A 15,100-nucleotide genomic window follows, 5' to 3' on the forward strand; every position below is an offset into this window, starting at 1 on the left:
CGTGCGAGAGGAACAGCTAAAGCCGAGGGAGGGCTCTCGAAACCAGGCGCGGAGGAAGTGAATCCGTCACTTTTGCTGCGGCGATGCCGAGCCATTTGCCGGCATCGCAGTTTCGGGCGCCTTGTTGGATGCCACAGATGCATGGTCCACCGGCCATCCGTAGCCGAACGCCTTGTAGACGTTCACGACCTGGATAAGGCGTGATGCTTGCAGACCCGATTGCGACAACTGGGCGTTGAACAAGCTGCGCTCGGCGTCGACTACCTCCAGGTAGCTGGTATAGCCACCTTCGTTTAGCGCGCGCGACAGCGACGCATACTGCTCCAGCGCCCTGACTTGCCGATCGACGGCTGCCAGCTGTTCCCCGGTTTGTTGTTCGCCTACGAGCGCATCTTCAACGTCGGCGAATGCGCTCTGTATCGTTGACTGATAGGAGAACAGCGCTTCCTGTTGGCGTGCCTCCGCCTGCTTGACCGTGCCCGCAATGGCCCCGGCGGTGAAGATCGGCACGGACGCCGCGCCGGCATACGACCACAGTTTCGCCGGCCCACTCCATAACGAAGACAGCGCGGTACTCGCCGCACCGAACACGCCCGTGAGGCTGATGGTTGGAAAGTATTGTGCTCGCGCAGCACCGATCTGCGCATTCGCCGAAACCAGGGCCTGCTCTGCCTGGCGAATGTCGGGACGCTGATCCAGCAGCGACGAAGGCAGGCCCGCCGGAATGCTCGGCACGAGGATCTGGTCGATAGGCTTGCCGCGAGGGATCGGCCCCGGGTTCTGGCCGAGCAAGAGCGACAAGGCGTTTTCCTGCTGGGCAATCTGCTGCACGAAGTCGTGCTCCGACGCGAGGGCAACCGCGTATTCGGAGTCCGCCTGGCTGACCTGGACCTGCGATACCACGCCGCCCTCAAAGCGTTCCCGGTACAGCTTCAGCGCCTCGGCACGGCTTTCGACCGTGGCGCGTGAAATGATCAGGCGCTGATCAAGATCGCGCAGGCTGATATAGGCCGTCGCGACACTGGCCTCCAGCGAGATCAGCGTCGCGTCGCGCGCGTACTCCGTACCTAGCAGGTCGGCGCGGGCCGATTCGCGCAGGCGGCGCAAGCGCCCAAACAAATCAATCTCCCACGAGGCCATCACGCTCGCCTGCACTTCCGTAGCTTCATACTCGCGCGTCAATGGCGTGGCCGGTTGCCGCTCGCGACCACCGGAAAGGCCGGCGGAGAGCTGCGGATAGAGCGCCGAGCGGGTGGTCATCAAGCGGCCGTAATACTCGTCCACGCGCGCTGCGGCGACCAGCAAATCCTTGTTGTGCTCAATCGCCTGCTGAATCAGCGCATCCAGCACGGGGTCATTGAATTGGGACCACCACGCCGCCGTGCTCGTCTGCATGGCCTGGACATCCGCATAGCGATACGTGACAGGCGTCTCGACGGTCGGCCGGTGATAGTCGGGCCCGACAGCGCAGCCATAAAGGGTCACGCTGCATGCCACCCAAGACCAGCATAGCCACGAGCGTCGCATCTCATCCCTCCTGACCGACCGAGGGATGATCGTCGTCGGGCTTGGACGGCTCCGTCCCGGACGGCGCGGCTTTGGCGGGCTTCTTGCCGGCCGACATCGTTTCCAGTCCCCAGAAGAACATCGGGATGAACAGCAATGCGATCACGGTGGCGCCCAGCATGCCAAACACGACACCGGTGCCCAGTGAGCGGCGGCTGGCGGCAGAGGCCCCACTAGCAATCGCCAACGGCACGCAGCCGAGAATGAAGGCCAGCGATGTCATGATGATGGGGCGCAGGCGCAGCTTGGCCGCATGCAGCGACGCGTCGTAGGCGTTCAGCCCCTCCTTCTCGCGCATCTCGACGGCAAATTCGAAAATGAGAATCGCGTTTTTCGCTGCCAGTGCAATCAGCACGGTCAGGCCGATCTGGAAATACACGTCGTTTTCCATGCCGCGCAGCAAGATACCGACGAGGGCGCCAAACAGCGCGAACGGTACGGCCATCAGCACGCCGAGTGGCAGCGACCACTTTTCGTACTGGGCTGCAAGAATGAGGAAGACCATGCCAAGCGCGAAGGCGAACACGGCAGCGGCTGTCGATCCCGCGGTCTTTTCCTCGAACGCCTGGCCGCTCCAGCCGTAGCTGTAGCCGGCACCAAGCACTTCTCGCGCCGTGTCTTCCATGGCCGCAATGGCCTGGCCGGAGCTGTAACCCGGGGCGGCGTCGCCGGTGATCTTGGCGGCGGGGAAGTTATTGAAACGGGTAACGATATCGGCGCCCGCCACATATCGACTGGTGGTCATGGACTTGATCGGGACCATGTCGCGGCGCTTGTTCCTGACATAGAGCTGCTGGAGATCCTCTGGCCGCATGCGATATTGCGGCTCCGCCTGCATGATCACCTGGAACAGTCGACTGCTCTTGGGAAACTGGCTGACATACAGCGATCCAAACATGGTCTGCAGGACCGAGTAGACGTCCTGTACGGCAACCCCCTGCGATTCGGTGCGCTCACGATCAACCTCCACCAGCAGCTGGCGCGAGCGTGTGTTGATCAGTGAATTCACCCCGCGCAGCTCCGGTCGCTGCTTCGCCTTGGCGATAAACGCACGGGTGGTCGCCTCGAGCATCTGGTAACTACCGCTGCCGGTACTCTGCAACCAGAATTCGAAGCCGCCGGTCGTACCGAGACCGGGAATCGATGGCGGATTCACTGCCACCACTGCACCTTCGGTGAACGCGGCGAAGGCCTTGTGTGAGTCTTTAATGAGGTCGGCCGCACCCTGCCCTTCGCCACGCTCCGCAAAGCTCTTCAGCGTCACGAACAAGGTGCCCGCGTTGGCCTTGTACTGGGAGTCGATAAGGCTGTAGCCGACCGGCGCGGCGATCGACTGCACGCCAGGCTGCTTGGCAAACCAGTCCTCCGCGCGCTTGGATAGATCGCTGGTCCGATCCAGGCTGGCGGCATCAGGGAGCATCACGGCGGCAAAAATATAGCCCTGGTCTTCGGTCGGCAGAAATGACGTGGGAATGTGCCTGAACAGCCCCACCATGATCGCGATCATGCCCGCGATGATCAGCAAGGAAGCGACCACCCGCTTGATCGCCAGCTGCACGGCGCGACCATAGCCTTCCGTGAAGCGGTCGAACTGGGTATTGAACCAGGTGAAGAAGCGGTTCTTCTTGTGGCTACCCGGCTTGAGCAGGATCGCCGCGAGTGCCGGCGACAGGGTCAGCGCCACGATGCCCGACAAGAGGACGGACACGGCGATCGTCACCGCGAACTGCTTGTAGAGTTGCCCGGTGATGCCGGAGAGAAACGCCACCGGGATAAACACCGCGAGCAGGACCAGTACGATGGCAATCACTGGCCCACTGACTTCGTCCATCGCCTTCTTGGCTGCTTGCTTGGGCGCCAGCTTGAACTCGGTCATATTGCGTTCGACGTTTTCGATCACCACGATCGCGTCGTCCACCACGATGCCGATCGCCAGAACCATGCCAAACAAGGTCAGCATATTGATCGAGAAACCGAGTGCGCTCATGCCGATAAAGGTGCCGATGATCGATACCGGCACCGCCAGGATCGGCACCAGGGTGGCGCGGAAGCTCTGTAGGAACAGGTAGACGACGACGATGACGAGGAGCACCGCCTCACCCAGCGTGTGCACCACCTCGCCAATCGAGTCCTTCACGAACTCCGTGGTGTCGAGCGCGACTTCGTAATCGAGCCCCGGCGGGAAGCTCTTCTTCAGCTCGGCGAGCGTGCTGCGCACCTTCTTGGAGACATCGAGCGCATTGGCGCCGGACTGTTGATAGACGGCAATCAGCGTCGCCGTCTTGCCGTTGAATCGCCCGCGTAAGGTGTAGTCCTTCGAACCCAGTTCAGCCGTGGCCACGTCCTTCAGGCGCACCAGCGCGGCGGCGTCGCCGGTCCCTCCGCGCAGGATGATCTCTTCGAACTCCGACGGCTGGGTCATGCGACCCCTGGTGGCAATCGGAAACGTCTGCTGGACCGGCCCCGGCGTCGGCGCCTGGCCAATGCGTCCCGCGGAAAACTGCTGATTCTGCTGGGCAATCGCCTGCTGGACATCGCCGACGGTGATGCCGAGTTTCGCCATGCGGTCAGGCTTGAGCCAAATACGCATGGCGTAGTCCGCGGAACCAAAGATCGCCGCCTGGTTGGCGCCGGGAATCCGCTTCAGGGCATCGAGCACATAGACGTTGGCGTAGTTGGCGACATAGGCCTGATCGAACGCGTTGTCCGGTGCATAGACGGCGATCACCATCATGAAAGCCGACGAGCGCTTCTGCACGGAAACACCTTGCGCCGTGACCGCATCGGGCAGGAACGGCAGCGCCAGGTTCACTCGGTTCTGCACATCGACCTGGGCCAGCGCCGGGTCGGTGCCGATATTGAAGAAGCCGGTAATGGTCAGGTTGCCGGTCGATGAACTCGTCGAGTTCATGTAGATCATGTTGTCCGCGCCGTTGATCTGTTGTTCCAGCGGCGCGGCGACGTTTTGCGCGACGATCTCCGAGCTGGCACCCGGATAGGTGGCGGTCACCGTGATCGTCGGCGGCGCGATATCAGGAAACTGCGCGATCGGCAGATTGACCATCGCCACCAGACCGGCGACGACGAGGATGATGGACACGACCGACGCGAAGATCGGCCGGTCGATGAAGAAGTGCGAAAAATTCATTGCGCTTCTCTCGCTGCGGCCGGTTTTCCTGCGGGAACCACCGTGACCTCGACCCGGCGCGCTTCATCCTTGGTCCCGGCGGTGATATCCGCCGGTGGACGCAACTCGATCCGGTCCTCCGCAACGCCAGCCACGAGCAAGGCCGAGCGCACGGCCTTCGCGCGGGCCGCGGCCAACTTGAGATTGGCCTCATGCGAACCCGACGCATCGGCGTAACCCGAGATCACGGCACGTGCCGACGCAGCGCCATGCAGCTGTGCTGCGATCGGCGCGAGCTGCGAGGCCGCATCTTCCGAGATTTGCGCGCTGCCGACCTCAAAGAGCAGCGCAGCCTTCGCCCCAGCATGCGCTTGCGCGGATGGGGCGCCGCCAGGGGAAGGCGTCGTGTTGGCAGCGCCGCCGTTACCCTGCTTTGCGACTGCTTTCGGCGCCGCTACGGCGGGCAGTTTCGCGGGATGGGCCTTCACCGGCGCGCCAGGCGCGAGCCGGATGAAGTTATCCACGATGACCTGGTCCCCCGCATGCAGTCCTGAGTTGACGACCCAGTCCGTGCCGTTCCATTCGCCGGTTTCCACCAGCCGCGGCTGCGCCTTTCCCTCGGCCGTCACCGTCCATACGAACGAGCCCTGCTCGCCTTGTTGTACGGCTTCCTGCGGCACCGAAATCGCCTTGGCTCGCTCCGCTCCCGACACCTTCACGCGCACGAACTGACCGGGCCGCAGAAGACCTTCTTGATTGTCGAACACCGCGCGTACGAGATACGTCCCCGTTTCGGTATTGAGCGAGGCATCGGAAAAGGTGATGCGGCCGCGCAGCGGAAACACGCTGCCATCGGCAAGCACGATCTCCACTTCCAGCATGCCTAGCGCCGGCAGCTTGAGCGCGCCCGATGTCGTCTGCTCGCGCAAGCGCAACAGTTCGTTTTCAGAAAGGGCGAAATTCACCCACATCGGGTCCAGCTTCGCGACATAGGTGAGCAGGCTGTTGGCGGAGTCGATGTACGAGCCATCCTGCTTCTTGGCAAAGCTGGAGAGCCCCGTCACGGGTGAGGTGATGGTGGTGTATCCGAGATTGAGCTGTGCACTGGTTACATCGGCGCGTGCCTGCTCAACCGCAGCAGCGGCGGCCTGTTGCTGGCCGGTCGCGTCGTCAAGATCCTTCTGGCTCAAGGCATTCTTGGCCGCGAGCGGACGCACACGATTGAGGTTGGCCTGTGCGGTATCGAGCCGGGCACGCTGCTGATTGAATTCGGCCTGCGCCGCGTCAAGCGCCGCCTCGAACGGCTTTCGATCCATGCGGAACATCACGTCACCCGCGTGCACCATGGAACCTTCCTTGTAAACCCGCTCCTCAAGGAAGCCATTCACGCGCGCGCGTATCTCAACCTGCTGGGAACTCTCGGTCTGCCCCACATATTCAAAAATGACCGGTACATCGCGAAGCGACACCGCCATGACACCCACCTCGGTGGGAGCCGCGGCAGGCGGACCTTCCTTGCTCCCGCCGCATCCGAACAACGATGCAGACAAAAGAGCCGCAGCGACCAAGGCATGTAGTCTGCGCATCATTCAGACCTTCTCACCGGCAAGCACTGCTGACGTGCCACGACACGCCTCCTGGCCTCCCTTTGGCGTCGGACAAAGGGCTGATGACCACCATGACTCCGTGAAACGCGGCGCCCCGCATGTCCGTAGTTCTACGTAGGCCCGCGTGCGTTCCATTACTGGTCAACCCGACTTTCTCGTCATGCATGGCTTGCCAACCGACATCGACAAGCTGTGGGCAACGAAGCCCCTGACCGACAGGTTCGCTGCCTATATCACACCATTCGAGTGACCTTGAGAATCGTAAATTTACTGTCTGACGGTACGCGTCTCTCTGTCGCCAAGCACACCGAATGGGCGGCCTTATACTCGCAACCATGCGAGACGATTCATCGACGCGTACTGCGGGTCGCCGCTTGCCGGTGCTGGACTGGCTTCGCGGCTATCGCCGCGACTGGATCAAGCCGGACCTCATCGCGGGAGTAACGGTTGCCGCAATCGTCATTCCCAAGGCCCTGGCCTATGCCACCGTGGCGGGACTGCCCGTGCAAGTCGGGCTTTATACGGCGTTCCTTCCGATGGTGATCTACGCGCTGTTTGGATCCTCACGGCCACTCAGCGTGAGTACCACGGCAACGCTCGCGATCCTCACGGGGGCCGCCCTGGCCCGGGTGGCGCCGGGCGCGGGGGACGCGGAGCTGCTACGCGCCTCAGCAACCTTGACCTTGCTGGTGGGAACCATGCTCACGCTCGCCGCGCTGCTACGCCTGGGCTTTGTGGCGAACTTCATCTCCGATCCCGTGCTGACCGGTTTCAAGGCCGGTATCGCAGTTGTCATCGTGCTCGACCAGCTGCCGAAGTTGCTCGGCATTCATTTTCCCAAGGGCGGCTTTTTCCACAATGTACTGGCGCTCGCCAGTGGCCTTCCGCACGCGTCCTTGGCGACCATGGTCGTGGGACTCGCCACCATCGTTATCCTGGTGACGATGGAACATTTCGCGCCGCGGGCCCCGACGCCACTGATTGCCGTGGCTTGTGGCATTGCTGCCGTCGCGCTGTTCGGCTTGCCGTCGCATGGCGTCGAAATCGTCGGCCATGTGCCGACCGGCTTGCCTGCGCTGACCAAGCCGGACCTGTCGCTCGTCGCGTCGCTGTGGCCCGCCGCCGCGGGCATTGCCCTGATGAGCTTCACCGAGACGATCGCCTCCGGACGGGCCTTCGCCACACGCGAAGAACCCACGCCGCAGCCCAATCGGGAGTTGGTGGCAACTGGACTCGCCAACGTCGGCGGCGCCTTGCTTGGCTCCATGCCGGCAGGCGGTGGCACCACCCAGACGGCGGTCAATCGCCTGGTCGGCGCGCGCAGCCAACTGGCAGCGTTGGTCACCGCCGCCATGACGCTCGGCACCATGCTGCTGCTGGCCCCGTTTATCGGTCAGATGCCGGAAGCCACACTAGCGGCGGTGGTCATCGTGTATTCGATTGGCCTGATCAAGCCCGCCGAGTTCCGCGCCATCATCACCGTGCGGCGCACGGAATTCGTATGGGCACTGGTGGCGTGCGCGGGCGTCGTGCTGCTCGGTACCTTGCAGGGGATTCTTGTGGCCATCGTGGTGTCACTGGCGGCACTTGCCCACCAGGTATCCAATCCTCCGATCTATGTGCTGGCGCGAAAACCCGGCACGACGGTATTCCGACCCGTATCCGAGGATCACCCCGACGACGAGGTGTTCCCCGGCCTCCTGCTATTGCGGCCAGAGGGGCGCATTTTCTTCGCCAACGCCGGCAACCTGGGTCACAAGATCCAGCAGCTTATTGTCGAAGCAAATGCCCGCGTCGTCGTGCTGCACCTGCGCGCCGTCTTCGATCTTGAGTACACGGCGCTCAAGATGCTGATCGATGCAGAGAAGAAGCTCTCGGACCAGGGCATAACGCTCTGGCTGGTCGGCCTCAACCCAGGTGTGCTGACCATGGTGCAGCGGTCTCCGCTGGGCGCGACCTTGGGGGAAGAACGCCTGTTCTTCAATCTGGATCAGACGGTGGCCGCATGGCTGGCACATCGAGGTCCAAGCCAAGCCTCGAGCACGTTGCGCGAATCACGCTGAATCTTTCACCGTTCCATTTGCCTACGAGGGAGCGGCCGAAAGATAACAGTTTAAGTAATTTTACTTACGCAAGCCAAAACGAATGATGTCACTTTTGTTGCGCCATTCGTTCGATCGCTACGGTGCGACAGCGTCAGCTATTTCCGCCTACGTGAAACGCACACGCGACACTCACCACATGAATTGTCTAGATGCAGCGTCGATCAAGCGATTTGTCCATCAGACTGATTCACACGCTCTTGATCGAAGCCAGCGCAAAGTCCCGATCGCTATGGGGACTCAGCGATTGCTTTTGCAGGTGCGACAAAAACGGACCGGCTAAGGATCGCGCGTCCTTGTGCCGGACACGAAACTCCTTGACATCGAAGGGTGTGGGAGGAATCCGATGGCCGGCACCAAGAAGATGACCATGATGCAGCTGACCCTTTTGGTCGCTGTGAACATGATGGGCTCCGGCATCATTATGCTGCCAGCCAATATGGCCCAGGTTGGCGCCATTTCACTGCTCTCGTGGGGGGTCACGGCGCTCGGATCGATGGCCATCGCCTACGGCTTTGCCCAGGCGGGCCTGTTCAATCAGCGCATTGGCGGCATGGCCGCATATGCCGAAGACGCCTATGGAAAGGGCGGCTATTTCCTGACCTTCTTTCTTTACTTCCTTTCCCTGGCAATCGGCAACGTGGCCATCGCCATTTCTGCCGTTGGCTACCTCGCGGTGTTTTTCCCCGGCATGTCGGTGACGCCCATCGCCACCTGCATCAGCGTCATAGGTGTGCTCTGGCTGACTACCATCGCCAACTTCGGTGGGCCAAGCATTACCGGTCGCATTGGTTCCATCACTGTTTGGGGCGTGATCATTCCCGTCGCCGGCTTGTCCATCATCGGCTGGTTCTGGTTCAAGGGCGCCACGTTTTCGGCTGCCTGGAATCCCAAGGGATTGAGCCTTTTCGAGGGCATCGACTCCAGCATTTCGCTCACGCTATGGGCATTTCTTGGCATGGAGTCTGCCGCACAAAACTCAGACGCCGTCGAGAATCCGAAGCGCGATGTTCCGCTCGCATGCATGCTTGGGACGCTTGGCGCCGCCGCCGTCTACGTGCTGTCGACCACGGTTATCCAGGGCATCGTACCGAATGCACAACTGGCCGAGTCGACCGCGCCGTTCGCGCTCGCCTATTCGGAAATGTTCAACCCCACGATCGGCGCGGTCATCCGGGCACTGGCCATTCTCGCCTGCCTGGGCTCCCTGCTTGGATGGCAGTTCACCATCGCCCAGACCGCCAAGACGGCCGCCGAAGGGCGGATGTTCCCGAAGTTCTTCGCGAAGACCAACCGCCTCACCGCACCGGTGATCGGGATGATCGTCATGGGCATCGTGCAGAGTGCGTTGGCGTTATCGACGGCCTCCCCAAGCCTGAGCAAGCAATTCGCGGTACTGGTCAATTTGGCCGTGGTCACCAATGTCGTGCCATACATCATTTCCCTGTCGGCGTTGATGATCATGATGAAAAAGGCCGGGGTTGGCGAACACACTTATCGTCTGAATGCCTTTGTCGTTGCCGTTGCGATGCTTTACAGCACCTATGCCATCTACGCTTCCGGTAAAGAGGCCGTGCTCGGCGGCACCATCGCGTTGGCTCTCACCTTTGTGATCTATGGCTTCCTGGCACCGCGATTCCCGCCGCCGTTGGTGGTCGACGAAGCGCGAACTGCCTGACGCACTGGCAGGCGAAACTGAGGAGAGGCACATGCAGATCGCCCGTTTGATGGCAAGCAAAAAATTTACCTGGCCGCTGATCCTGCTCATCGCAGCCGTGATGGCGCCATCGATGCTGTTAGCCCAAACGCAGGCGCCGGCAGCGAGCACGCTGGATCGCATCCGCGCGGCGGGGAAAATCACGCTCGGCTACTACGCGAATGCCAAGCCGGTCTCCTTCAAGGACGACTCCGGCAAGATTGATGGCTACGCCATCGCCCTCTGCCGCCTGATCGCCGCAGACGTGCAATCAAAGCTGGGCCTGTCGAATCTGCCCATGGACTTTGTGGCCGTCGATGCCAACGAACGTTACAGCGCGGTGAAAGAGGGACGCATCGACCTGGTCTGCGGGCCGTCAGAGGCCACGCTGGCGCGTCGCGCGGACGTCAGCTATTCGATACCTGTGTTGAGTAGCGGTATCGGGATCCTGGTTCGGCGCGATTCTCCCGCCGCGTTCCGCGACTTGCTGGAGGGCCTCGGAGCATCCACGCGACCTGTATGGCGCGGATCGCCTCGGCTGCAGGTACTCGAGGAAAGGCGTTTTGCGGTTATCGGAGGTTCTTCGGCGGAGCGCTTATTGACCGAACGCAGGGCTGAGCTCAACGTCCATGCTTTCATCTCCGTCGTACCCGACCTCGCCACCGGCATTGGACAAGTGATCAACGGGAGAGCCGATGGCTTCGTCGCCGATCGCACCGTACTGCTCGACCTGGCCCAGCGTGATCCTTCCGGTAGCCAGGTGATGGTGCTGAATCGAATCTTCGATCGCGAAGCCCTTTCCTTCGTCCTGAGCCGCAATGACGACGATTTCCGCCTGCTGGTGGATAGCACGCTGAGCAGGCTGTACCGCTCAGGAAAGATCGACACCATCTATGCACAGTTTTTCGGTGCACCGGATGCGGCGATGCGCGACTGGTTCCACAACACCGCGCTGCCGGACTGACGCTCCCCGGATCCGCGTGAACACGCGATCCGGACCATTCAGATTGGCGAGGATTTGGTGATGCACAAGCGATCGCGTGATCTCTCGGGGCCGAGCTTGCCGACACGCCACTGGCTCGTATCGCTGGCCTTCGCGCTGTTGACATGCATGGCAGCGCCAGCGGCGCTGGCCCAGTCCACAGATTCATCCGCGGACCTGAAAGCAGAGATTGCGCAGATGCGTCAGCAAATGCAGGCGCAGCAGCAAGTGATGCAGAAGATGCAGCAGCGCCTGGATGAGCTGGAGGCGAAGGAGGCGGCGAAACCGCAGGCAACCGCGCAAGCGCCTAGCCAACCGGCCAAGCCGCCCGTGGTCACGCCGACCTCCGAACTTGCGGCCGCCAAAGCCACCGAGTATCACCCGCCGTCGGCGCCGGCCGGCGTGTCCGAACCGCTGCCCGGGGGCTATGTCCGCCTTGGTGATACAGGCAACCTGCTCAAGGTAGACCTGGTCGCGCAGGTCGATGCCATGGCGGACAACACCTACATGGGCGCCCAGGACTTGTTCGTGCCGTCCTCCATTCCCGTGCGCGGGGCGCCGTTTTACGCCACCGGCTGGCGCTCCAATATGAGCGCGAAGCAAAGCGTGTTCCGCATGGATTTCCGCCGCGACACCGATTACGGCACCTTGAAGATTGTCTACAAGAACAATTTCTTCGGTAGCGGTACCGGCGACATGCCATACAACCTCCAGTACTTCTATGGCGAGTTGGACAACGAGCACTTTACCCTGCTGGCGGGCTACAACATCTCGGCCTTTACCGACATCGACGTGTTTCCCAACACGCTCGACTACGAAGGACCGAACTCCTTCACCTTCAAATACGGCCCGCAGATCCGCTTCTCGCCGATTCTCTTTAAGCATGGCGATAGCTTGTTGACCTTGCCGTTGTCGATGGAGAAACCGAACGCCGACATCACCACCATCGAGGGCTTCAACACGTATTCCCGGCGGCCGGACTTCGTGTTCGGGCTACGCTGGGAAGCGCCTAGCTGGCATATTCAATGGGCCAACCTGTGGCGTGACCTGCGGGTGGAGAGCGCAACGGCACGCACCCGGGGAACCAACGGCTACGCCACCCAACTCACCGGCACCACCAAGCTTTTCGAGCGTGACAGCGTGCAGGGCTGGGTCAGCAATGGGCGGGGGTATGCCAACTTCCTGCAGGACATCTCCGGGCTGGGCCTGGATGCCGCTTTCAATACTCAGGGTGACCTGAGGGGGATTCGCGCCCGCGGTTGGGGCGCCGGCTACACCCACGGCTGGAGCAGTGATCTCAGCAGTAGCCTGTCCTACGGCTACCTGCGCATCAGCCCGCAATCCAACCTGTTGATCGACCAGACCCTGCCCAAGAGCACCAAGTTCGGGTCGCTCAACCTGGCCTGGCAGTTCAGCGAACGTGCCATGGTCGGTATCGAATACTTGTGGGGCCAGAACATCGACCTTACGGATGCGCGCGGCCAGGGCCAGCGCATCCAGACGACACTGCGCTATGACCTGAATCCGTGAACGTGGACGGCGGCGCCGGGTAGCTCAAGTGAATGGCCGACTCGGCTCCGCCTCCGCGAGCCATGCGAACGTCGATGACAAGAATTTCGTCCCCGCCACGGCACTTTCCGTGAACAACAAATTCGAGGTGTGAAGCCATGCTTGAACGTCGCAACCAGCGCCAGAAATTCCGCGTGCTTCTGGCTCACGCCCAAGCGGGAAACCTCGATAGTGCGGGTGGCAGGGCCTGCCGAACCCTGGCCGAGGAATTCACCGATCGCAATATCGAAACCGTGATGGCCTCGGCCTTGGAGGACGCGCGCGCGACCATCGTGTCGGACGCGGCCATTCACGCCATCATGATCGATTGGTCGCTGCCGGACGACAGTGGCAAGTCACTCGACAACCAGGCGGCCATCAGCCTGATCAAATTGATCCGCTCGCGCAACGAGAACGTGCCGATCTTCCTGTTGACCGAGCGCGACAAGGCCAAGACGCTGAATGTGGAACTGGTCGAGGCCATCAACGAGCTGGTCTGGCTGCTCGAGGACGTCGCCACCTTCGTGGGTGGGCGCGTCCAGGCCGCCATGCATATGTACTTCAGCAACATGTTCGGCCCGTTGACGACCGCACTGCAGTCGTTCAACCAGGTGCACGAATATTCGTGGCATACGCCCGGCCATACCGGCGGCACCGCCTTCCTGAAGCATCCGGCCGGCCGCGCCTTCTACGATTTCTACGGCGAGCATATCTTTCGCACCGACCTTTCCATCAGCGTCGGCGAGCTCGGCTCATTGCTCGACCACAATGGACCGATCGGCGATAGCGAGAAATACATTTCGCGCATCTTCGGTTCGCATCGCAGCTACACCGTGACCAACGGCTCGTCCACGTCCAATCGCATCATCTTCATGGCCTGCGTCGGGCGTGACCAGGTGGTCCTGTGTGACCGCAACTGCCACAAGTCGATCGAGCACGGGCTGACCCTGACGGGTGGCATTCCGCAGTACCTGGTGCCGTCACGCAACCGCTACGGCTTGATCGGGCCGATCTATCCCGAACGCTTCGTGCAGGCCACCCTGCGCAAGGAGATAGCGGCGAATCCTTTGGCGAAGGGCCTCAAGGACAAGAGCCCGGTCTTCATGGTGGTGACCAACTCTACCTATGACGGCCTCTGCTACAACGTCAAGCGCGTGCAACAAGAGGTGGGCGGCTGGCTGGATCGCGTGCATTGGGACGAGGCCTGGTACGGCTATGGCCGCTTCAATCCCCTGTATGCCGGGCGCCTGGCCATGCACGGCGAGGCGTCGGAGCACGATCCCAAGGGTCCCACGGTTTTCACCACCCACTCGACCCACAAGTTGTTGGCGGCGTTCTCGCAGGCCTCGTACATCCATATCCGCGACGGCCGCAATCCCATGCCGCATGAGCGCTTCAATGAGTCGTTCATGATGCACGGCTCCACCTCGCCGTTCTATCCGATCATCGCCTCCAACGAGATCGCCGCGACCATGATGGATGGCATCAGCGGCACCGCGTTGACCCGCGAGAGCATCGATGAGGCGGTCACCTTCCGCCAGGTGGTGGGCCGCCTGCGCCGCGATTTCGAAAAGAAGAAGGAGTGGTTCTTCCGCACCTGGAATCCGGACAAGGTCAAGGACCCCAAGAGCGGCAAGCGCATTGCGTTCGAAGATGCGCCGCAGGAATTGCTGGCGACGGATCCGGAGTGCTGGGTGATGCATCCGGGTGATACCTGGCATGGCTTCGACAAACTCGAGGACGGCTATTGCATGCTCGACCCGATCAAGGTGTCGGTGCTGACACCTGGGGTCGACGACGATGGCTCGCTCGCCAAGACGGGTTTTCCGGCATCACTGCTCACGGCCTATCTGGATGCGCGCGGCATCGAAGTCGAGAAGACCAGCGACTTCGCCGTACTGTTCCTGTTCTCCATCGGTATCACCAAGGCGAAGTGGAGCACCTTGCTGACGGCCATGCTGGACTTCAAGCGCGACTACGACCGGGATGCCCCGCTGTCACGGATCATGCCTTCCCTGGTCAAGAGTCATCCGGATCGCTACGAGGGGCTGGGCCTGCGCGGCCTCGGCGATCAGATGTTTGCCGAGCTGAAGAAGGGCGGCCAGACCGCCCACCTGCAGAAGGCCTATTCGCAGTTGCCCGCGATCAAGATGTCGCCTGCCGATGCGTACCAGTTGCTGGTGCGCGGACAGGTGGAACGGGTGGCGCTGCCTGAGCTTGCGGGACGCATACTTGCCACCAGCATCGTGCCCTACCCTCCGGGCATTCCGATGGTCATGCCGGGTGAGTCGGCCGGCGCGGCGAACGGGCCACACATCGGCTATCTGAAATCCCTGCAGGGCTGGGACAAGCGCTTTCCCGGGTTTGGACACGACACGCACGGCGTCGAAGCAGAGGATGGCGAGTATTACGTGCAATGCCTGAAAACGACTTGATATCGGGCATGCCTGACAAGGAAACGCATCGGTCGAG

8 protein-coding genes are annotated in these 15,100 nt (G+C 61.8%); 5 read left to right on the forward strand and 3 right to left on the reverse strand.

From position 1 onward, the window contains the following. Positions 1 to 66: 66 nt before the first annotated feature. From OUZ30_RS12735 to OUZ30_RS12745, 3 genes are read right to left on the reverse strand one after another with little or no spacing between them, the layout of a single operon-like run. The gene (locus OUZ30_RS12735; protein WP_266182682.1) at positions 67 to 1,485 is read right to left on the reverse strand and encodes an efflux transporter outer membrane subunit; all 1,419 of its coding nucleotides are present in this window, start codon (positions 1,483 to 1,485) and stop codon (positions 67 to 69) included. A gap of 43 nt (positions 1,486 to 1,528) precedes the next feature. After that, a complete protein-coding gene (locus OUZ30_RS12740; RefSeq protein WP_266182683.1) occupies positions 1,529 to 4,714 on the reverse strand; it encodes an efflux RND transporter permease subunit in 3,186 nt (1,061 codons plus the stop codon). Further along, positions 4,711 to 6,168 (reverse strand): efflux RND transporter periplasmic adaptor subunit, encoded by a 1,458-nt coding sequence (locus tag OUZ30_RS12745; RefSeq protein WP_266182684.1) that lies wholly within the window; start codon positions 6,166 to 6,168, stop codon positions 4,711 to 4,713. The genes OUZ30_RS12740 and OUZ30_RS12745 overlap by 4 nt, the downstream gene beginning before the upstream one ends. A gap of 467 nt (positions 6,169 to 6,635) precedes the next feature. On the opposite strand from OUZ30_RS12745, the gene OUZ30_RS12750 reads away from it, so the two are divergent. From OUZ30_RS12750 to OUZ30_RS12770, 5 genes are all read left to right on the forward strand, one after another. Then, on the forward strand, positions 6,636 to 8,363 hold the full coding sequence (locus OUZ30_RS12750; protein ID WP_266182685.1) for a SulP family inorganic anion transporter: 1,728 nt from the start codon (positions 6,636 to 6,638) through the stop codon (positions 8,361 to 8,363). A 385-nt stretch (positions 8,364 to 8,748) separates the two neighbouring features. Beyond that, the gene (potE, locus tag OUZ30_RS12755) at positions 8,749 to 10,080 is read left to right on the forward strand and encodes a putrescine-ornithine antiporter (RefSeq protein WP_266182686.1); all 1,332 of its coding nucleotides are present in this window, start codon (positions 8,749 to 8,751) and stop codon (positions 10,078 to 10,080) included. Positions 10,081 to 10,111: 31 nt separating this feature from the next. Next, entirely contained in the window at positions 10,112 to 11,062 is a 951-nt protein-coding gene (locus tag OUZ30_RS12760; protein ID WP_266182687.1) for an amino acid ABC transporter substrate-binding protein, read from the forward strand. A gap of 60 nt (positions 11,063 to 11,122) precedes the next feature. Further along, positions 11,123 to 12,610: a DcaP family trimeric outer membrane transporter gene (locus OUZ30_RS12765; RefSeq protein ID WP_266182688.1), complete on the forward strand. Its 1,488-nt coding sequence runs from the start codon at positions 11,123 to 11,125 to the stop codon at positions 12,608 to 12,610. Positions 12,611 to 12,747: 137 nt separating this feature from the next. Then, entirely contained in the window at positions 12,748 to 15,063 is a 2,316-nt protein-coding gene (locus OUZ30_RS12770; RefSeq protein ID WP_266182689.1) for an Orn/Lys/Arg family decarboxylase, read from the forward strand. The last annotated feature ends 37 nt before the right edge of the window (positions 15,064 to 15,100 follow it).

Source organism: Dyella humicola, from assembly GCF_026283945.1.
GTDB lineage: Bacteria > Pseudomonadota > Gammaproteobacteria > Xanthomonadales > Rhodanobacteraceae > Dyella > Dyella humicola.